Below are 21,757 nucleotides of genomic sequence, written 5' to 3'. Positions count from 1 at the left end.
ATAATTATCCTAAAATCCAATAATAGAAGGAATAAATAAGGAGTCTCTATGGAGATTCAAGCAAACAAGGAAAAAACAGAACCGCAAGCTGAGGAACTGAGCATCCCCTCCGAATTACCTATTTTAGCATTACGGGGAAGCGTTATCTATCCTATGACTGTAATGCCACTTAATATAGGCCAGTCGCGCTCCATTAAACTAGCTCATGACGTAACAATTAGTTCTTCTCGTTTCATAGGAATCATGGCTATTAAAAATAATACTGTTGAAGAACCAGGTCCTATCGATATTTATACAATTGGCACTGCCTCAATAATACATAGACTTATTCACTTATCAGACAACTCCGTACAATTGATCGTACGAGGCATAGAGAGAATTTGTATTAAAGAATTTACTTCCGTTGAACCTTATTTCAAAGCACATATTGAAATTGCAAGTGAACAATATACTAAAAACAAACAAATTGAGGCCTTAATGCGAAATACTATTGAATTATTACGTCATTTAATTTCATTAACACCGCATTTATCGGAAGATTTATTAACCCTCGCACTGAATACAAATGATCCGCGCCAACTTGTATATCTTATTGCCGCAAATTTTAGATTGGAATTAAAAGACGCACAGGAGCTATTGGAATTGGATAAAGTCGAGGACAAGCTTATAAAGCTCAATATGTTTTTAACTAGAGAGGTAGAAATTATTGAATTAGGAAAAAAAATCCAATCCCAAGCACAAAATGAACTCGATAAAACCGAACGCTATTTCATGCTTCGAGAACAACTAAAACAGATTAAAAAAGAACTTGGTGAAGAAAACGAAGAGGATCTTGAAATCAAAGAATATGAAAATAAAATTGTCCAAACAAAGATGTCGGAAGAAGCCGAAAAAGAAGCAATACATGAACTCAATCGCATGAAAACAATGCCCACTTCTGCCGCCGAATATCAAGTAATTAAAACCTATTTAGATTGGTTAGTTGAATTACCTTGGAATAAAGCAACTGAAGATAATCTTGATATCAATAGCGCCAGAAAAATCCTTGATGAAGATCATTATGATTTGAAAGAAGTGAAAGAGCGAATTCTTGAATATCTGGCAGTACACAAACTTCGTCTTGAGCGTAAGGATAAATATCAATCACATACAGGATCTATTCTTTGCTTTGTTGGGCCACCTGGTGTAGGTAAAACTTCTCTTGGACAATCTATTGCACGAGCACTTGGTCGGAAATTTATCAGAATTTCATTAGGTGGAATGCATGATGAAGGAGAAATTCGCGGACATCGACGTACTTATATTGGTGCCTTACCTGGTAGAATTATTCAGTCCATTAAGCGTGTCGAATCACGTAATCCCGTAATGATGCTGGATGAGGTAGATAAAGTAGGCGCTGATTTTCGCGGCGATCCTTCATCAGCCTTACTTGAGGTCCTTGATCCTGCACAAAATAAAACCTTTTCGGATCATTATCTTGATGTGGATTTTGATCTGTCACAAGTCATTTTCATCTGTACAGCGAATCAACTTGATCCCATTCAGCCGGCGCTACGCGATCGCATGGAAATTATTACTCTTCCTGGCTATACAGATGATGAAAAGCTACGCATCGCAACAAAATACCTCATCTCTCGCCAGATTAAGGAAAATGGGTTAATGCCAGAAGAAATTCAATTTGAGCATGATGCGATCCTATTAATGACTCATGATTATACACGCGAAGCAGGTGTCCGCAATTTAGAACGTGAGATTGGTGCCATTTGCCGTAAAGTAGCAACACTTATTGCAGAGAAGAAAATTACATCAGTCGCAATTACAAAGGATAAGGTTGTAGAGTTACTTGGCAAACCCAAGTATTATTCTGAAATTGCAGAGCGAACCACCATTCCAGGAGTTGCAATCGGTCTTGCAGTAACGATAGGGGGAGGCGATATTTTATTTATTGAAGCAACAAAAATGCCAGGTTCCAAAGGTTTTACAGTGACAGGTCAATTAGGCACAGTAATGAAAGAATCTGCTCAGGCAGCACTTTCTTATGTCCGAGCCAAAGCACATCAATTGGGAATAGAGGATAAAATTTTTGAAAAAAGCGATATTCATCTTCATGTTCCGGTAGGGGCAATTCCCAAAGATGGTCCCAGTGCTGGTGTTACAATGGCAACAGCACTTGCCTCATTAATGACCAATCGTTTAATCAAAAGCGATGTTGGAATGACAGGAGAAATCACGTTAAGAGGTCGAGTGCTCCCTGTTGGCGGTATTAAAGAAAAAGTCCTTGCTGCTCATCGAGCTGGTTTAAAAACAGTAATTATTCCTCAACGTAATGACAAAGACTTAGAGGATCTACCTGACAAAGTCCGCAAAGAAATGAAATTTATCTTTGCAAAAGATGTCAGTGAGGTATTTGATGCAGCATTATGTCCAGCAAACAAGAATGATGAATGTGAGAAACAGTAATGTTTATTGAATTAACCCTATCATTCACCGATTCCCCATTTGCTGTTAGCCCCTTTCATGGTAGAATAATAATTATACATTAGGGGTGCCTGCTTCACTATTTTGGCTGAGAGGATCCACCAACCCTTGAACCTGATCTCATTAGTCTGAGCGGAGGAAAATGTGTCTATTGTTATGCTTTCAGGTATTGTTGCTTTTATTACTTCTTTTATTGGTTTATTACCGCAAATTGTTAAATCTTTAAAAACTCGATCAACTCAAGACCTTTCTATGATGATGTTGATTAATTACTTGGTCTGTTCTTTAGCATGGATTATTTATGGAAGTAGTACGAATTCTTTTTTTGTAATCAGTTCTAATATAGTAGGCTTGATTATCAGTTTGCTGCTTATTCTACTAAAACGACATTATGATGCCCGATGTAATTAATTTAAAAGGGTATCGGTCAATTTTATGCCTCAATGGTGATTTACCCAAGCCCGATTTTTTCATCGCGATGAATTTACCCATCATTGCAGCTGATGGAGCAGCCAACCGTTTATTTGAATTAGGTGTTCATCCTCAATTAATTATTGGAGATTTAGATTCTATCAACACCCCTATTTTAGAAAGCTACCCTTTTCTGCATTTGCCCGATCAAGAAAGTAGTGATTATCAAAAAGCCATGCATTACTTAAGCGATAATAACTTACTACCCGCGATCATTGTAGGAGTAAACGGTGGTTTTTTGGATCATATACTCAATAATATTAATATCTTTATGACAACGAATTGTCTTTTATATTCACCACCTGTCAGAGGTTTTGTGCTCAGAGAAAAATCCCAACAAAATTTTTTATTGCCTGTTCAAACAAAAATTTCGTTACTAGGGATGCCAACAGCAATCCTTTCTTCACATGGCTTGCAATGGGAGCTCCACTGCTCTCAGCTTTCGTTTCCAGGTAAAACCTCATGTTTTAATCGCACCCGATTACCAGAAGTTATTTTAGAGGCCCATCAAGGCGCAGCATTGGTCTTAATTTATGAGCAAATGATCAAAGATGCAGGGATTTCAAGAAAACCCCGGCAATAAATCAACTCAGAATAGATACTCAACTTTCTAATAGGCCAGCACCTTTCACGCTTTTTCTCAACTTTTACTTTTCAAGCATGGTCTGATGTTCGTTGAGCAAAGCGATATGTCGTAAATCTAATCTGGCAATAATTTTCATCATCGTCGTATTATTAATTTTTCTTTGTTTTCTTAGTGTGCGTAATTCTTGATGTGCACCCTCTAAAGCCGCAAACCGTAATTGTCGCTCAAAGGTTAAAGCGGAAATGCTTTCCAACCTTTCACTTTCTGTACCATGGTTCGATATGATAAACTGGTTAAAAGTATCCATGAGTTTATGTGCTACTTGGTGGCAAAGTTCCTTTTCTTTTTCACTTAATTCATCACATAAAACTTTCATTTTGGTTTGAATCGCCTCCACAGCAGCAAATGTTAATGCAATAACTGCTTCCTTTTCTTCGTCTTGACTTGGTTTATGGATGAGTTTTTTCAAACTAGGAGTAATTAAAGGCAAAATAATACTACTTATTAATAAAGAACAAAGAACAACACCTATAACAAGAATAATGAGTAAGTGTCGTGCTGGAAAAGGACTCCCATCATGTAGGTAATGAGGTACAGATAAAATTGCAGCTAAAGCGATAGCACCGCGCACCCCACCCAAAGAGACTGTACTGATTATTTTTAAGCTCGGAAAATGCCAGGAAGCTTGATTACGCTTAGAAATTAACGCTTCAAAAGGCAAAGTTAAATAAATCCATAATGTACGCAACAATATCAATGTCACAGTGATAATCACCGCAATTATAATACACTCTGATAGACTATAGCCTGTGTCCGCAAGTAATTTGATTGATTTAGGTAAGTACAATCCTAAAAGGATAAAAATAATCCCATTTAAAGTGATGTCTAAAACACCCCAGACAAAATGACCTTCAATACGCATTGTGGCTAAAGTTCTGTCCAAAAAACCAGCCCGATCAATAGTAAAACCCGCAGAAACAGCAGCTAATATTCCTGAAAACCCTAACTTTTCAGCAGCAAGATACACAGTAAAAGGAAGCAGCAATAATAATAAATTTTCAGTAGTCGTTTCATGAGTGCTGTTATGAGTCAATTTTCCGAGAATTGAAATAAAGGCATAGGTAAGAATTGCCCCAACAGCCATACCTCCTAAACCAACTAATATAAGGCTCAATAGAGCACTTTTGAATGAAAAAATACCTGTTAACATCGCAGCAACAGCTAATTTAAATGAGACCAAGCCAGAGGCATCGTTTAATAGGGCTTCGCCTTGGAGAATATGCATAATTCGCTCAGGAATGCGCACTCCTTTAGTCATTGATCTAAGTGCCACTGCATCTGTTGGTGAAAGAGCTGCTGCCAATGCAAAAGCAGCAGGCAATGGTATAACAGGAACTAACCAGTGCACTAAGTAGCCAACTCCCGCTACCGTAAAAAAAACCAATCCAATGGATAAAGTCACTATGGGTCTAGTATAAAGTAAAAATTCGCGTTTAGGAAAATGCCAACTGTCGTTAAATAGCAAAGGAGGAATAAACAACAACATAAAAAGTTCGGGATTTAATTTGACATGAATATTGGGTAATAAAAAGGCAATAACACATCCCAAAGCTATTTGAAGCAATGGTAGGGGTAACCTAGGGACAATACGTGTAATAACCCCAGATAATACTGTTAAAAAAAGTAGAATTAAGCAGAATAAAGCACCTTCCATACTTCTTGTTGCTCCTAAAAGATCATTGAGCTTATAAAACTTAGGAATTAATAAACGCTATAATTACTTAATTACGATACATAATATACAGCAGACCGTTCTTCTTGGTTGAGTTAAGCTCATATTTTACATTATCTTATCAAAGACTTCTATTAAAGCAGGCTAGAACTAGATTTTCAAGCAGTTGATTAGGCTCTGTTGCCGCGGTTGTGCACTTGAATTTATTTTTTCGATATATGACCATATAGCTATAAACAAAAATATATTCGACTGGATTTATGAAAATAAATTTACAACATTATCTTTTAAAGATAAAAACTGCTTACCATTCTCCAGAACATTTAACAACAGAAGAAAAAATTGATTATCTAAAAGAGATTTATTTTTCTCACGTCAAAACATTCCCGTATTCGAATTTTAAGCTGCGTGAAATAGCGAAACAACATCCACTTAGCAGAGGTTCTTTGTCTTTTTTTAGCTATCAGACATTATTATCTTCTGAGCATGATGGCTATTGTTTTCAAACCTCAGAATTACTTTATGATGCGTTATCTCAATTAGGTTATGAGGTCTCGTTATGTGCAGCACGAGTTCTTTTAGGTGCAGCAATTAATGCACCAGAAATACTCGCGTTACCACCTACACATTTTATAGTAACAGTCGCAATAGATAATAAAAAATTCTTACTTGATCCGGGTTTGGGTGCATCAGCTCCTCGGTTTCCAATATTGATCACAGGCGTCAATGAGCCTATTGTACAAAATGAAGATGTATTCAAATTTTATCCCGCAGATAATGTTTCTGTTCTTGAGAAAAAAACAAGCCAAGGCTGGCTTCGTTTGATGCAAACAGATTTTACTCTATTAAATGCAAAAAATGCGCAAATGAATTTACTGAAACTAGGATTTCATCCATCACCTATTGCCATTTCGCGATACTAAAACTGTAATCGGAATAATTACGGAATATGGCCGCAAGTCATTAACTTGGGATGTTTCATCGAAACAATTGAAATTTTCAAAACAAAATGGAAAAGACCATATACAAAAAGTATTAAGTAATTTTGCAGAAGGAAGTCAAATATTAGCTGAAGAGTTTGGCATTCATCATATTTCAGCCGATGAATTAAAAATTCACTGTACTGAAACAGTGTTACCTAAACCTATAAAACCCTGGACTGTGAATTTTCCTCTTGATGAACGTGAGTTATCAGAAATGCAAACAAATTTAAGATTGAGTTAAACCTTATTTTTTGTGGTGTCAATCATTATGTATCTATCATCTCTCCCAAATTGCAGCAAATAAAGTCTATAGAATAAATCCCGTATTAATCTCAACTAATCCGGGTTTATTTGTTTTTGATTTTAATGTTATAGTTAAATCTTAAGCGAACACTTTAAAAGAAAACATGCAAAAAATTACAATTTATCATAATCCTCGCTGCTCTAAATCAAGACAAACATTGGAATTACTTCAAAATAAAGGAATCACACCCATCATTATTGAATATCTTAAAACACCATTAAATATGCAGCAGTTGAAAGTATTACGTGCTCACTTTACCCTCAAAGACTTTGTGCGCGCCAATGAACCTATTTTTAAAGAATTGGGACTCTCCCTGGATAATGAAGATGACGTGCTACAGGCAATGTTGAAAGAACCTATTTTAATGCAACGACCAATTATCACATGCAAAGACAAAGCAGTAATAGGTCGTCCGCCTGAAAAAGTTCTAGAACTACTTGATTAACGCCCATTAACTATTTCCTCGTTATTGGCAATAATTCACAAAATGTACGTAAAGATCATTTTGTGAATTTACAATACAACCGTTAGATCTTGAACAAAATTTCGTTTTAAATAAATCCATCAGTTATAAGCTCCTATCCCAATTATTTTCTTCCTCTTCTTGATGTTCATTCACTTCTTTTTTGAACTGTGCAATCTGCACTTTAAAGTTTGAAATCACCTGAGATAAGTGATTCCCACGTGGCAATGCGTTTTCTGATTCGGAAATTGCTTCTAGTGGTCTTTCTTGCGCTTTAAACTGTTGTAATCGTTCTTTAAAACTAAGATTAGCACTAGCTATGTTTTCTTTTCTTGATAATAACTTGCTGTCTAATTCTGAAATTATTTCATGTATTTCTTTAGCAATTTGGTAGGATTTTTTTTCACCCCCAGTAAACCCTTTTGTCCCATAGTCATGTTCTAACCTCTTCATGAGCCTATCAGACATCTCTAGCGCATCTTTCACCTTTCCTTCTTTTAATACATCGATAATTTGTTCGATCGCGGGCTTCATTATGTCAACTTTCTCACTCGCAGTTCTATATTGGGAGAAAAACATTTTTTCGACATCACTCTCATATTTTTCTATCTTTTGGACTACAGGAACAATGGCTTGCGCTAGTTCAAGTTTATCATGGTGTGAACTGACAAATTTGACATCTTGATTTATTCTCTGTTTTTGTAAAAAATGTGCGTTATATGTTATAGCTTCATTTATTGCCTTATTGAGCGCCATATCATTATTATCCAAAAATAAAGTCTCTAAATTAATATTTTTAAATCCATCAACTCCAGCAAATTCATTCTGCACCTCTTCTAACTGAAAGGGAAAAGAATATTCATTAAGCGTATGGCCACCACTGCCATAAAGCATTGCCGCAATAAATACTCGGGCATACTTTTCAATTTCAAATGCTGAATCAGTTATTCCTGATGCCTTAGTTGCATCTCCATTTTTTTGTTCAGCCATATTTCTTAATTGACAAAGCATTGTTCCGGATATGGAATTGGAAAAGGGGTGCACAAGTCCTGCAAAATTCATTTCTACCCATTTAATATATTCCCCTTTTTCTTCCTTATAAGTAGCTTGATCTGAGGGTTTAACAGGAGGTGCAGACTTGGTTGATGTAGCAATATCATCCTGAGCAACAGGCATGTATCCTTTCATTAATCCCATATGAGCATTGGCAGTTTTATCCTGCTCCTTAATAGATTCTTTTCCTCTCCAATTCCCATAAAGTGGTGCTGAGTTATAAATATTAATAGGTAATTCTGCACCTCTGACTAATGCATTCGCAACGCCTAATAAAGAACTCTTTACCACCAAAAGTACTTTTTCTCGTTGCTCATCATTTAACTCGCTATAAAGTTCCTTGCTTGTAATTTTGGCAATATAATTTGCATATTCCTTGTGCAGTGGGCTCTCACCTTCATACGTATTAGAAAATACCTTCGCGCAAGTTTCCGCCTCTTTTTCATGTGAACCTAATGCTTCAGTTAACTTATTCACGTGCGTTTGTAAAAGATCTTTATCCATGCTATCGATTTGATTTTTGACTGTTTCATAAGCAAGATGTGTTTCAAAATATCTTCGAGAAGGATCATTGTTTATTATTTTTTTGTCCTTTGAAACCTCATAGGATGATAAATAAGGATCAGCCAAATAATGCGCCATCTTTTTTAAATCATTCTCGTTTACGTCAAATTTTCTAGCGGTCGCTTGACCTTCTCCTACTCTCACACCCAGTAAATAAAGTTTTTTCAATTCAGCTACTTTCTCAACAGCTGCTTTTACTTTTTCAGGATCTACGTTGGCAGCAGCTAATTTGTCACGCTGAGCTTGATAATGATCGATTAATAGAAGCAGTGCTTGTGATGGAGAAATCACCTGTTTTTTAAAGGTGGGGGGTTCCACACTTTTTAGATATTGAGCATGTGCGTATTGAGATAAGTTTTCACCTATTTTTGCTTGATCCTGCTTGGAGTGTTTTGAAATGATCCATTGTCCTAACTCGCTTTTAGGACCAAAAGCATTGTGAACTAACTCTTGACACTCAGGATGTTCTTGAGCTATTGCAAGCGCCGCTTGTGCCATATTGTAAGCACCTAAATATTTCTCGGTGTCACCAATTTTTTGAGCTTTATATGCCTGTGCCAATTCAATATAAGTTTTTACTTTATTTTCAGCAGTAAAATTGGCATCAATTGGTTTGGTACTTTTTAAAACCAACCAAAGTGCATTTTGCTCTGAATTGTATAATTCATCCAACATTGCAGCATCAAATTGAGCTGGATTTAATTTTATTTTATTCGTTTCACCTATTATAGGAACATCAAGGGCATTATGAATATTAATATAATTCGTAGCATTCGCACCTGCTTTTATTAAAAGCTCCTCTCTTGCATTAAGTGCAAAAGTTTCCGGATAGCATTTAACTAATACCGCCTCCAAATAAGCTGGAAAATCTTTAACTCGAGCCTCATCACTCTTTGCTTTTGGTGTGTTTAAATTAAGATTTAAAATTTCTCGCAAGAAAAAAGCCTGTTTCTGTTCAGCACTGGATCCCGACCCCTTACTGGAATATAAAGCTTCCGTTTGATTTGCAACTGTTTTCTCACCAATCTTTTTTTGCAGTTCAGAGTTTTTAGGTCCTGAACGTTCAAGACATCCAGCAGTCTGTGTAAATAAATCGGCAATGGCTGCATTGGGTGTGTTGGGTGCTTGTTGTTCAACGTGGTAATCAGGTGCTGGATCAGTATCTCTAAATTTTTTAATTTGATCATCAATTGCTCTAATCACCATAGAAACTCTAGGTAAATTTTGCATCGGCATGCTTGTAAGAAAAGCGATATCTCTTGTTTGAGTTCCTCTTGCGGGATTCTCTGGATTTGACATGGGAGTCAAAATGGTTCTTGCTTCATTGTATGCAGCATTTTTTCTTTTCAAAGCATCTTCATATTTTGCAGCTATAGAATTAATTCTTTCTTTGTCAAATTCTAAGCTTGCAAGCGTTTCCATCATTTCATAAAATTGAGGATCGTTGTATTTTTGATTCAATCCTAGTATTACTTCTTCTGGACTTATGTTGTTATCATTAATTAATGGATGATGCTCATTTAAATCAGCGTACAAGCCCAATAATTTATCAATTTTTTCGATGTACTTATCAATAATTTTTTCTTCGTTATCAGTTATTGGACTGTTTCCTGATAATGTAATTAACATATTTTTCAGATGTTGCATATCAGCATTTACTCTTTCTGGGACTACAACAGCCTCTTTTACTGCATGAATAACGCCACTAGAGAGATGATTTTTTTTTCCTGCCGTTTTAAGTTGTTCCCTACCCCATTCTTCGATTTGTAGTAATTTTTGATCCAATGCGCCTTGTATTCTTTGTTTTTCTTGATTTGGGAAATAGTTGTTTAATCGTTTTTTAGGCATTTTCATACTCCTTCATATCTTCTTAACTATAAGTTTGTATGATGCAGATTAAAGCCATATGATATTTGCAAGAGTAATTGATATGCCGCATGAAAGTTTGGAATGAGATAATTAATTGTATTGAAAAGGGGTTATAATAATTGTCGTTGACTTCCTATTAAGGGCTAAAACCGATATGGAGATATTTCAGAATATTTCTAGCCAACACCTTACTTACAAAATTCACTAGATGAATTTTGTAAGTAGCATAATGTATCTGCATAGGTATTTTTCAATCATTTCATTAATATACGTTCCATCTTATGTCGAGTTGAAATTAAAAAAAATTTGCATCCAAGGATGGTTTCATATAGTTTCTCCATTAGCACAGAAAAACAACCATTTATCATTGGATTAATTTAGGATATGGAATGAAACAGATAATTAAATTTGGATTTATTTTAAGCTTTCTAAGTAACAGTGCTTTTAGTTTAGAACCCGTGCAGGGGTTTTACTTTGGTTTATTAGGTCAAATTAGTCATACACCTAACACAGATCTTACTTTTACTATTAACAACGTGCCTTATACTGGACAAGTAACCTTAGGGCCAGTTGGTGGAGGAGTGGGGGCCTCTATTGGTTATAAAATACAAAACTTCAGGCTTGAAACGGAGTTTCTCTACAATATAAACAACTATGGAGAATTTCAAGTAGGCACCTGTACACTCATTAGTCCTAATGTCGTTGGCCGCTATGAAGGATGCCCTGCATACGTTCAAGAGACTGGACTAGGCTTCAATGGTAACACTATGGGTTTTTATGGACTATTCAATGCCTTTTATGATTTTATGTCCTCTAATCCTGATATTAGTTTTGTTCCTTACTTAGGATTCGGCCTGGGAGCTGCACTCATCAGAAATCAAGGCAATATCGAATCCACGGAGTATTCTGGAATTGATCCTGCAATCCAATTCACCTCCAATAACTCACAAGGTGGTTTTGCCCTACAAGGAATAGTAGGCTTTAATTATTACCTGGATGACTTTACAACCATGGGTCTGGATTTTCGCTACGTTTCGACCATGATGAGTAATAATAACAATAACGGCAGCACTTCGCAGTTTGGTATAAGTACCATAAATCTTGTGTTCAATTTTGCTCTTGAGAAAGGTGAGAGTTGAGTTGCATTTTGCAACTCAACATTTCCATCTGCAACATGCAGATAATGAACTGTTGCCACAGATTTCTCGTATTTTTCATACAAAAACAAAATGAAGAAAAAAAACAATAGTTGTAAACTATTTATTCATGTGTTAGGATTTTTCAAGGTTCATATTTTTGAATTGTAATCGAGTTCTCAATGACAAATGTAAACAGCACCACAACGTTGTCTTGTACCAGTAACGACTGGTGTGCTGTGATTTCTCCTCTTTTCCCCTCTTTTTTTAAAAACATTATTCAAAATATTAACATTATTCGCCTGTCTTAACGGTGAGCGAACAATACCATATAAGCCCGTTAAGGCAGGATCTCTCCAAGACCACGCTCGCTCAGTAAGTCTTTTCATTCAGCGAACACTTTAACCCTATTAAAGAGAGATAATTATGTTAATGTCTTTAGAAAAGAACAATGCAAAGTCTGTTTTAGCCTACCCTATTGTTGTTATCAGTTTAGCCGCAGGTTTTCTTTTTTATAAATATGTTTTACAAATTTTTCCCAGCATTATCACTGAACCATTAATGAAGCAATTTCATTTGACAGGCGCAGGACTTGGAAACTTAGCTGCCACTTTTTATTATTCCTATATGGTTACTCAATTGTTTGTCGGTATTTTGCTAGATAAGTACAGTACTCGTCGTTTTACATCAGCTGCTATTTTTTGCTGTGCCATAGGTGTGCTTTTATTTTCAACCGCAGAAACCTTATCTGTAGCAATTATAGCTCGTGCATTAATGGGCGTTGGGGTTGCCTTTGCGACAGTCTCTTATATGAAACTCGCAGCGGACTGGTTTTCTCCTCAACAATATGCCTTCGTAAGCGGACTTTTAGCCACAGCAGCTATGGCCGGTGCGGTTTTTGGTCAAGCCCCTTTGGCTTGGCTTATTGATCATTTTGGCTGGCGTCACTGCTTATTCAGTGTAGGAATTTCTGGAGTTATCCTATCCTGTTTCTTTTTTATGGTAGTACGCGATCGCCCAAGCTCTTTAAAAATAACAACCCCCAAAACACCAATTTCATTTAAAGATGTAGTTCAGGTGCTTAAGAGCAAACAAAATTGGCTGCTGACCTTATACAGTGGGCTTGCTTTCTCACCTGTTGCTGTATTTGGTGGGCTTTGGGGAAACCCATTTTTAGAAGAAGCTTATCACTTAAGTAAAACACAATCATCCTCTCTGTTATCACTAGTTTTTGTAGGTTTAGGTCTGGGAAGTCCTATCCTAGGAATGTTATCCGATCGTTTAGGCAATCGACGTTATGTCATGTTGTTTAGTACCTTAGCATCAACTGCGGCCCTAATATTAGTTCTATATAGCCAGACATTATCCACTGCAACTTTAAGTGTACTGTTATTTATATTTGGTTTTGGACTTGGCGCGTTTATGCTGGTTTTTGCCATGGGAAAAGAAATAAACTCTGTGGCATTGACAGCGACGGTTATTGCCATGATCAATACCAGTGATGCTCTTTTTGATGCCCTAACAGAGCCTCTTATCGGAAAATTATTGGATATGGGATGGGATGGCCATACCGTTAATGGTATCCATCAGTTTTCTCTCTCTAGTTATCACATGGCTCTAGCACTATTGCCTGTTTATTTATTAGTAGGTTCTCTTTTATTACTTTGGGTTAAAGAACCCTCTCAAGAAATCCAGATCCTTAAAAGTAATTGATGTATTTTGTGAAGCTCTTCTTAATCTGAATTTATATAAGTTCGATATAATATCTTATATCGAACTATTTTATTAGAACAGAGTCATATTGCCAGCTAATAGGTTCATTGATACTGATTAATGGGTTGTTGTTCTTTCTTCCTCACCCATTAACCAGCCCATACTTACCTCTAATTCATTAGCGATTTTTTGCATAGACTCAGGATCTAAAACAACAACACCATTTAATAAAGCTTCAATTTTAAATTTTGGAACTTGAAATAGTGTAGCACATACATGAACTCGCTCTGTCATTAAGGCAGGGACACCAAGTTCATCTAGCTCTCTGTTCAAACGCTCGGTTAGTTTTTTGTTTGACATAGTAGTCTCCTCTTGGCTTTTTTTCAGTTTAAGACAACAAAGCTTAAGGATTAATTAACAAATAACGTCTTTACAGAAAAATTACGAATTACAAAAATAAGTAAAAAATCTCATTGAATTTAAAGGATAAAACCAGAATTTATACTTTATAAAGAAGGCATATAAAAGCATTTTTCTGTTTGATTTTAAGGTTTGTAAACAAACCTAACCTAAAAATACTTTTAAACTGATTTTTTAGCGAGTCGATTGAAAATATATTTAGGCAATAATAACCAATATTGACCTTCATTCTTCATATGCTCACCTAGAAATGTGGCAAGTTTTCCTGAACCCCAATAAATATCGCCTCGCATAAATCCGCGAATCGCACCACCTGTGTCTTGAGCAATCATAAGGCGTTGCAATTGTTTTTCATCCTCTTGATTTTTATCAGGTCGAGTTGTATCTAACCATAAAGGCGCACCAAGCGGGATCCATTTTCTATCCACCGCTAAAGAGTAACCTGGTGTAAGAGCCATTCCTTGGACTCCAAGAGCCATAGGTTTCTTTACATCTTCAAAAAAAACAAAAGATTTATTTTTATGGAGAATATTTTTTGCTTTTTCAGGATGTTCCTCCAAATAGCGTATAATCGCTGCTTTCGATGCGGTATCTCGAGACATAAGCCCTTGGTTTATCATTATCTTGGCAATTGACGTATAAGGAGCACCATTCTCGCCAGCATACCCCAAATAGATGTTCTCGCCATTAGGCAGTTGGATAACACCCGCACCTTCGATTTCTAAAAAAAGCCGCTCAGCAGGGCTATGAATCCACGCAATCACCGGTGCTTTCTTTTTAAGAGCACCATTATCTATTTGTGCACGAGTATATGAGGTTGAACCTTCTTTAGGCAGTCCATAAATGGGTGTATTGTACTTAGGGCTTTTCTTTAAGTTTCCCTTTATTTGTGGCATATAATAGCCCGTAAATAAACTTTGAGAAGATTTTCTCTGTTTCAATTCAATAGGATGAAACCATTTTTCAAAAAATATTTTTGCTGAATCTTCCGAGGTAGAATCAAGTGCCAAAGCAGCTTTACACACTGGATACCAATCTCGAGCTTTTAAATTGATATGTCGGGTACCAATTGGATGAGAAGGTTCCTGCTTCAAAAACACTTTGCATGAGGTTTGAAATGCTAATAAAGATTTTTTAACATCTGCCTGATCCCAACCAGGTAATTCTTCAAAAGATACTTTTGTTAAAGCTATATTTTTTCTTTTTATAATTACCTTTTTCGAAGTAACAGTTTTCGAATCAGTCTTTTCGATGCTAACTTTTTTTAAGGCGTGCTTATACGGAGTGCTTTCAACAATCTTTTTAGCACTCTTAAGCGCATTATTTTCCACCAAAGCTGTTTTGACGAGTTCGGCTGTCTTGACAGGTTCGGTTTTAATAATCACTTTTTTAGGATTCAGCGGTTTCTCTTGAACTTGAAGCCTATTATGCTTATAAAGCGACAGCCCAACGAAACTTATCGTAAGACAACTAATACCGCATATTGTGTAAATTAATTTCCTACTCATAGGGGCACAAGGTTTACATAAGATGAGATCTAAATCAACAAATTTTCATTACTTTCGCTCTAAAGTTGCTTATTGTTTATTCATTTTTATAAAATTAAGCACTATTAGCAATGTATAAATACAAAAAAACCAATGGATTTATGCCTCTGGTTAGTATAAGAAAAGATTTAAATCATTTCAACTTGATCAAATAATTAACTATTAATGTCCATTTTAAAAGATCCATCTTTCATAATAGAAACAAAAAAGAAAAGATCCTATTTACTTAATTTGAGATATAATCCAACTTTATTCAAATCAATTCAGTATCCAATTATTCTATTTATTGATATAAGGAAATATGATGTCAAATACAACCGCAAAAATAGTACGTTTTCATCAAACAGGTAATCCAGAAGTATTAAAACTAGAAGAAATGGCTTTACCAGAACCTGATAATGGAGAAGTACGATTACGCGTACATGCAATTGGTTTAAATCGAGCAGAAGTCATGTTTCGTCTCGGACAATATCTGGTTACACCTAAATTCCCCTCTAAAATTGGTTATGAAGCATCAGGTATTGTTGAAGCTGTAGGACCTGGTGTTGATCAGAAGATGCTCGGCATGAAATTGAGTTCTGTACCTTGTTTTGATTTAGGAAAATACGGTGTTTATGGTGAAGTAGCTATATTACCTGCTTATGCCCTTGCAGCTTATCCTGAAAAACTTTCTTTCGTCGAAGCAACTTCTATTTGGATGCAATACATGACCGCCTATGGCGCTCTTATTCACTATGGTAAAGTTTCGAAAGGAGACTATGTTTTAATTACAGCAGCCAGTAGTAGTGTTGGCATAGCGGCAATTGAGATTACACGTGCCCAAGGAGCAATAAGTATTGCAACAACCAGAACTCAAGCAAAAAAAGAAGAATTACTCAAGCTTGGGGCTGATTATGTGATTGTTACAAATGATGAAGATTTACCCTCTCGTGTAAAAGAAATTACTAAAGGTCAAGGGGCACGAATCATTTTTGATCCTGTTGCCGGAAAGGATATCGAAAAGCTTGCAGAAGCAGCAGCAGACAAGGGAATTATTTTTGTTTATGGTAATTTGTCCAACGAACCTATGCCTTACCCTCTTTTTGCTGCTTTAAGCAAAGGTCTTACAATACGTGGTTATACTTTGTTTGAACTCAGTACTGATCCCCATTTAAGGAAAGAAGCAGAAAAATACATTTTTGAGCATATTAAACAAGGAGATTTTAAGCCTAGTATTGCGCGTACTTTTTCTTTAGATCAAATCGTTGAGGCACATCACTATATGGAATCTAATGAACAAATTGGAAAAATCGTTGTAAAAGTATAGCATACTCCACTAAGTTCTAGACAAAGCGCAAGTAAAGTGAGGTGAAGAAGTACTCAGCCAAGCAAGCTTGCAGCAATGTATAGAACTTAGTAAGTAGTATTAGACAATAAATTGTCAAGCAATAGCTACTCTTGTAACCACTATTAACTCCTCAACAGATACTGCAATTTTTTAGTGCTCTTCAAAAATAGCATTGTTATATGGATTCATATCTGAATTTAATGAAGCCTATCCTATATCCTAATCAAGATACATCAAGATCGCATAGGAAAATTTCAAAAAAATGAACCATAATAAAAGAATCCAGTGAGTAGTTTATATTGATGTAGTAAAGGACAATAAAATGCGGGGAGAGAGTAATAATGCTTTAAGAATAATGGTTATTGATGATAACTTAGCGATTCATCAAGACTTCAAAAAAATACTGACTTTCGAGCAACCTAGCTCTAAGTTAGATAAATTAAATAAGATATTGTTTGGTAATAACTTAAAAAAAGTGCACCCTAAATTTCCTACGTTCCAGATTGATATGGCATCACAAGGACATGAAGGTGTCGAAAGAATTGAAAAAGCGCTTGCTCAAGGGACCCCATATGCACTTGCGTTTGTCGATATCCGCATGCCGCCTGGTTGGGATGGTATTGAAACCATTAAACATATTTGGGCATTAGATAAGGATATTCAAATTGTAATCTGCACAGCCTATTCAGATTATTCTTGGGAAGAAACGATTGAAAAATTAGGTATGACTGACAGTTTGTTAATTCTAAAAAAACCATTTGATTCGGTAGCTGTTCGACAATTGACTTATGCACTCACCAAGAAATGGGAATTAATGCAAAACATTAAAGCCAATATGAATGTACTCGAAAAAACAGTCAAAGATCGCACCATTATGCTACAGAAATCACTCTCACTAACCCGAGCTACTTTGGAATCCTCCATCAATGGGATTGTTGTAGTAAATAATGAAAATAAAGTTGTTGATTGGAATCAAAACTTCATAGATATGTGGTCATTATCTCGCGAACTCATTGATGGTAAAGACTATGATAAGATCCAAATATATATTCAGGATAAATTACTTGACGCTAATAAATTTCAAGAACAAATTCAAAAAATCCAGCTAAATCCAGAAACCACTGAAACAACCACCTTACAACTGAAAGATGGTCGATTTTTTGAATGCTATTCACAACTACAGAAAATGAATAAAAAAATAGTCGGCAGAGTTTGGTCCTTTCAAGACATCAGTGAAAGAATCAGTTTGACCGCGAAATTGGAATTCCAGGCTACCCATGATGCATTAACTGAATTACCCAATCGCCTGCTCCTTTTTGACAGAATTCGTCATGCCATGAACCATGCGCAACGAATAAATAGTTTATTCGCAGTGATATTTATTGATTTAGATCGGTTTAAGCTAATAAATGATAGTTTTAGTCATGCAGCAGGAGACTCATTACTCAAGGAAATTTCTTCGCGATTAAAAGAAATCATGCGCGAAGAAGATACGATTGCACGCTTAAGTGGTGATGAGTTTATTTTCATTTTACTATCTGAGTCGCTAAAAAAGCCTGAAGATATCATGACAATATGCGACAAAATATTAGCGGCAATTACAAAAGCAATTACTATAACTAATAGAGAAATTTTGATTACTGCAAGCATGGGTATTAGTATTTATCCACAAGATGGTTCGAACGTAGAAGAACTGATCCGCAATGCTGATTTAGCAATGTATAACGCAAAAGCCTTAGGGGGAAATCAATACCAATTTTATTCTGCGAAGCTAAACCAGCAATCTCTCGAGAGATTAGAGAAAGAATCGGCATTACGAAAAGCATTACTTTCCAATGAGCTTTACTTAGAATACCAACCCCAATATGATGTTAAAACAGAGCAATTAATTGCTGTCGAAGCCTTAATTCGATGGCAACATCCCAGAGAAGGTATTTTGCTCCCTATGGATTTCATTCCATTAGCTGAAGATACTGGCTTAATTGTCCCTATTGGAGAATGGGTGTTAAGAACAGCCTGTATTCAAAATAAAGCATGGCAAGACAAGGGCTTTCCTCCATTTTCTATAGCAGTAAATGTCGCAACGAAACAATTTATGCAGCCAGATTTTGTTCAAATGGTAAAAAGAATCCTAAATGAATCCGGACTTTTACCGGAATATCTAGAAATTGAAGTGACTGAAAATGTCCTTATCAGAAATGCTACGGTAGCCGAATCGATTAAAGAATTAAAAAACTTAGGCATTAAAATTGTATTAGATGATTTTGGTACTGGAAACTCCTGTTTAGGTTATTTACGTGCACTTCCAATTGACCAATTAAAAATTGATCAATCATTTATGCAAGATATTAATGAAAATCAAAACGATGCCATTATAGTGAAAGCAATCATTTCTCTTGCAAACAGCTTATCATTTGATGTAGTAGCAGAAGGCGTTGAGAACCTTCTTCAAGTCAATTTTTTAAAAACTCAGCATTGCGATAAACTCCAAGGATATTATTTTAGCCATCCTATAAGTGCTAAAAAAATGGAGACTTTGCTTAAAAAAATCAAAAATAATGAACTTTAAATAGCTCAAACATGTAAAGGTAATTCTACAATAAACGTCGCTCCTTGGTTGATTCCTTCGCTTTTAACACTAATTTTTCCACCTAAATCATGAATAGCAAGAGCGCTGGTATGCAATCCAAAGCCATGTCCATTTTCTCTCGTTGTAAATCCAAAATTAAAAATTCGATTGATATGTTCTGGACGAATACCAATCCCAGTATCGCTAAATTCTATTGCAATCGTCCTACTACTCATATGCCTTGTTTTAATGGTAAGGATTTTTTTCTTGGTTTCCGCTTCCAGTAATGCGTTTTTTGCATTCTGAACTAAATTAACAAATAATTGTAATAATTTAACCTTATCAAACAAGCCCAACTTTATCTTTTCATATTTTTTAATTACATGAATTTCTTTTAAATTAACACCCGTAATTAATAATGCTTCGTCTAAAAGCTCGTTTACAGAGAGCATTTGACTCAATTCTATTGTTCTTGATAAGTCCTGCTGAGTGGAAATAATATTTTTTATAAGCAAGATACTGTTTTTTAAATCATTGAGTTCAGTAGCAATCATTGTTCTTTCTGTTTGATAGGAGTCAGCCAACTGATTAATAAATTCTAACGTATAGACTCCACGTGGATCCTGAGTAACATACTCGCCTAAATGTTCCTTATGTTCATTTAATAAATGAGCTATTTTTTCTATCCCAATCATGGGGGATCCAGTTATTGTTTCAATAAGCCTATCTGCTGAAATATTAACGCTGTTTAATACATTACCTACATTATGTAAGACGCTTGAGGAAATTTCTGCCATACCTAATTCACGTGCACGTTCATACTGTTGCTGATTGAGAGATTCTTTATAGCTTGATGCAAAAAATGCCACACATAAGATCAGCAGTGTCACTGAAGCAACAGCCATAGATAATAAGGCCGGATCTAAGCCTCCAGAAACATTTAAAACTGGCTCACAAAGTGGGGTGAAAATAGAAGCAGCCATTGCTGTATAATGCATTCCAGAAATCGCAACTCCCATAATAATGGCGCTAATGATTTTAATTCGATATCGCAATCTCAAAATGGATCTACTGCTTTGAATCGCTAATAAAATAGCCGCAAGTGAAGCAATAATAGCAATCAAGATCGATATAAGGAAAATGTTGGGCAAATAGCGAATATCTAATGAAATTAACATCGCTTCCATGCCTGTATAATGCATGGAAGCGATAGCTAATCCCAAAACCACCCCTCCAGCAATAATGTGTATGGCATTTAATATAGAGCGTTTTAATAAAAATAATGCAAATCCAGAAGCTGAGATCGCAACCAATAGCGATATCACTGTCCAAAACAAATCATATCGTAGCGTCACGCCAGGAATACTGAATGACAACATCCCGACAAAATGCATGGCCCAAATTCCAGCGCCCATCGCAATTGAACCACCCAGTAGCCACAGCATTGAGGAAAAACGAGTATTACCTACATCACGTAATCTATCCGTAAAGTCCAGTGCAATATAAGAAGCAAAAACTGCTACGATGTATGATAAAGCAACTAATCGCCAATCATAATTGCCAAATAACTCATTGGCAGGCGAAGAGGTGAGCTGAAAATAATTCTCTAGCATAAGTCCTCAGTAGTCTTCTATTCCCTAATCTTAACGTAAGTTTCGGCTAAAGAATCTATTTAGATCCAGTCTCCCTCTAAAACAACTCGTAGTAAAATCATGTGCTCTAATACGAAACTCACCTTAACCATATAAGTACTATCAATAACAACACATTACAATCTCTTTAATTGCTTTTTTAATGCTTGTCATTGACTTAGAACTATCATAGCATAGTATGTTTCATGCCTATGTTATTAACTTAAGCACATGATAAATAAAAGAACTTTAATAAGAAAATTTTTCTTATTTCTTTTTATTGATTTTATATTAATTATTGCTCTAGTTTATTACTTTGGTTTTTATAGAAACACTGCCAACATTCAAATCCATGGTGTTTATTTGCCTCATGCCTTGGCGTTAAATGATTTTAAATTAATAGACACACAGCAGCAGTTATTAACTCAAAAACGGCTTATAGGTCATTGGTCACTTCTTTATTTCGGATTTACCAGTTGCCAGTCAATTTGCCCTACAACACTATCTCAGTTAAATAAATTATATCAGCAAATACCAACTACAAAACGACCAATGGTTATTTTTATTTCCGTTGATCCTAAAAACGACACGATAAATAAAATTAAAACTTTTGTTCATGCGTTCAATCCAGCCTTTATTGGAGCTCGTACCAATATAGATGAAGTGCTTCATTTACAAAAAATATTACATTTAAATACTAATTCACAAAACCCATTAAATCACAGTATGGATCTAGTGCTAATTAATCCTCAAGGTCAAATTCAAGCCTACTTCTCCTATCCACAAACTGTGGAGCACATGCTAGAGGATTATCTGTCTATCTTGAAATTTTATAAACGTGAGTCCAACGTCAAGACATTTCCAGGTTTTGACGTCGCTAAATGAACGTTATCCCATAAAATGCGCCGTAT

General features: G+C 35.7%; 17 protein-coding genes. 11 read left to right on the top strand and 6 right to left on the bottom strand.

Annotation, left to right across the window (positions count from 1 at the left end; genetic code table 11):
• The first annotated feature begins 48 nt into the window (after positions 1 to 48).
• The 3 genes from lon (at position 49) to Lsan_RS05985 (ending at position 3,532) form a co-directional block, all read left to right on the top strand.
• Positions 49 to 2,460 carry an endopeptidase La gene (gene lon, locus Lsan_RS05995; protein WP_058513587.1) on the top strand — a complete coding sequence of 804 codons (2,412 nt, stop codon included), beginning with the start codon at positions 49 to 51 and terminating at the stop codon, positions 2,458 to 2,460.
• 162 nt (positions 2,461 to 2,622) lie between these two features.
• Positions 2,623 to 2,889, top strand: a complete 267-nt coding sequence (locus Lsan_RS05990; protein ID WP_058513586.1) for a SemiSWEET family sugar transporter — start codon at positions 2,623 to 2,625, stop codon at positions 2,887 to 2,889.
• Positions 2,873 to 3,532 carry a thiamine diphosphokinase gene (locus tag Lsan_RS05985; RefSeq protein WP_058513585.1) on the top strand — a complete coding sequence of 220 codons (660 nt, stop codon included), beginning with the start codon at positions 2,873 to 2,875 and terminating at the stop codon, positions 3,530 to 3,532. Before Lsan_RS05990 ends, Lsan_RS05985 begins: the two co-directional genes overlap by 17 nt.
• Positions 3,533 to 3,596: 64 nt before the next feature.
• Here Lsan_RS05985 and Lsan_RS05980 read toward each other — a convergent pair whose 3' ends face one another.
• Positions 3,597 to 5,249: a Na+/H+ antiporter gene (locus Lsan_RS05980; RefSeq protein ID WP_058513584.1), complete on the bottom strand. Its 1,653-nt coding sequence runs from the start codon at positions 5,247 to 5,249 to the stop codon at positions 3,597 to 3,599.
• A 278-nt stretch (positions 5,250 to 5,527) separates the two neighbouring features.
• On the opposite strand from Lsan_RS05980, the gene Lsan_RS05975 reads away from it, so the two are divergent.
• The 3 genes from Lsan_RS05975 to arsC all read left to right on the top strand — a co-directional run bounded on the left by Lsan_RS05975 (position 5,528) and on the right by arsC (position 6,999).
• Complete coding sequence (locus Lsan_RS05975; protein WP_237762057.1) at positions 5,528 to 6,190, top strand: arylamine N-acetyltransferase; 663 nt, start codon at positions 5,528 to 5,530, stop codon at positions 6,188 to 6,190.
• Positions 6,191 to 6,257: 67 nt separating this feature from the next.
• Positions 6,258 to 6,491, top strand: coding sequence for a hypothetical protein (locus tag Lsan_RS22870; protein WP_237762056.1), 234 nt, complete (start codon positions 6,258 to 6,260; stop codon positions 6,489 to 6,491).
• Positions 6,492 to 6,657: 166 nt separating this feature from the next.
• Positions 6,658 to 6,999, top strand: a complete 342-nt coding sequence (arsC, locus tag Lsan_RS05970) for an arsenate reductase (glutaredoxin) (protein ID WP_058513583.1) — start codon at positions 6,658 to 6,660, stop codon at positions 6,997 to 6,999.
• Between the two features lie 123 nt (positions 7,000 to 7,122).
• Here the strand turns inward: arsC and Lsan_RS22590 are convergent, their stop codons facing one another.
• The gene (locus tag Lsan_RS22590) at positions 7,123 to 10,482 is read right to left on the bottom strand and encodes a hypothetical protein (RefSeq protein ID WP_065236278.1); all 3,360 of its coding nucleotides are present in this window, start codon (positions 10,480 to 10,482) and stop codon (positions 7,123 to 7,125) included.
• Between the two features lie 410 nt (positions 10,483 to 10,892).
• Here Lsan_RS22590 and Lsan_RS05960 point away from each other — a divergent pair, with 410 nt between their 5' ends.
• Positions 10,893 to 11,642 (top strand): P44/Msp2 family outer membrane protein, encoded by a 750-nt coding sequence (locus Lsan_RS05960; RefSeq protein WP_058513582.1) that lies wholly within the window; start codon positions 10,893 to 10,895, stop codon positions 11,640 to 11,642.
• Positions 11,643 to 11,818: 176 nt separating this feature from the next.
• Here Lsan_RS05960 and Lsan_RS21975 read toward each other — a convergent pair whose 3' ends face one another.
• A complete protein-coding gene (locus Lsan_RS21975) occupies positions 11,819 to 12,028 on the bottom strand; it encodes a hypothetical protein (RefSeq protein WP_133134212.1) in 210 nt (69 codons plus the stop codon).
• Between the two features lie 37 nt (positions 12,029 to 12,065).
• Here Lsan_RS21975 and Lsan_RS05955 point away from each other — a divergent pair, with 37 nt between their 5' ends.
• On the top strand, positions 12,066 to 13,352 hold the full coding sequence (locus Lsan_RS05955) for an MFS transporter (RefSeq protein WP_058513581.1): 1,287 nt from the start codon (positions 12,066 to 12,068) through the stop codon (positions 13,350 to 13,352).
• Between the two features lie 117 nt (positions 13,353 to 13,469).
• Here the strand turns inward: Lsan_RS05955 and Lsan_RS05950 are convergent, their stop codons facing one another.
• Together Lsan_RS05950 and mltA are read right to left on the bottom strand one after the other, a co-directional pair.
• A complete protein-coding gene (locus Lsan_RS05950; protein ID WP_058513580.1) occupies positions 13,470 to 13,712 on the bottom strand; it encodes a hypothetical protein in 243 nt (80 codons plus the stop codon).
• 221 nt (positions 13,713 to 13,933) lie between these two features.
• Entirely contained in the window at positions 13,934 to 15,280 is a 1,347-nt protein-coding gene (mltA, locus tag Lsan_RS05945) for a murein transglycosylase A (RefSeq protein WP_237762055.1), read from the bottom strand.
• A 343-nt stretch (positions 15,281 to 15,623) separates the two neighbouring features.
• Between mltA and Lsan_RS05940 the strand changes: the two genes are divergently transcribed.
• Together Lsan_RS05940 and Lsan_RS05935 are read left to right on the top strand one after the other, a co-directional pair.
• The gene (locus tag Lsan_RS05940) at positions 15,624 to 16,625 is read left to right on the top strand and encodes a zinc-dependent alcohol dehydrogenase family protein (protein WP_058513579.1); all 1,002 of its coding nucleotides are present in this window, start codon (positions 15,624 to 15,626) and stop codon (positions 16,623 to 16,625) included.
• A gap of 343 nt (positions 16,626 to 16,968) precedes the next feature.
• Entirely contained in the window at positions 16,969 to 19,215 is a 2,247-nt protein-coding gene (locus tag Lsan_RS05935) for a two-component system response regulator (protein WP_058513578.1), read from the top strand.
• A 5-nt stretch (positions 19,216 to 19,220) separates the two neighbouring features.
• Here Lsan_RS05935 and Lsan_RS05930 read toward each other — a convergent pair whose 3' ends face one another.
• Positions 19,221 to 20,828 carry an MHYT domain-containing protein gene (locus tag Lsan_RS05930; protein ID WP_058513577.1) on the bottom strand — a complete coding sequence of 536 codons (1,608 nt, stop codon included), beginning with the start codon at positions 20,826 to 20,828 and terminating at the stop codon, positions 19,221 to 19,223.
• A 249-nt stretch (positions 20,829 to 21,077) separates the two neighbouring features.
• Between Lsan_RS05930 and Lsan_RS05925 the strand changes: the two genes are divergently transcribed.
• A complete protein-coding gene (locus Lsan_RS05925; RefSeq protein WP_058513576.1) occupies positions 21,078 to 21,731 on the top strand; it encodes an SCO family protein in 654 nt (217 codons plus the stop codon).
• The last annotated feature ends 26 nt before the right edge of the window (positions 21,732 to 21,757 follow it).

Origin of the sequence: Legionella santicrucis, assembly GCF_001468135.1 — a bacterium.
Lineage (GTDB): Bacteria > Pseudomonadota > Gammaproteobacteria > Legionellales > Legionellaceae > Legionella > Legionella santicrucis.
The sequence above is the reverse complement of the archived record's forward strand: the minus strand, read 5'-3'. Positions and strand labels throughout refer to the sequence as shown.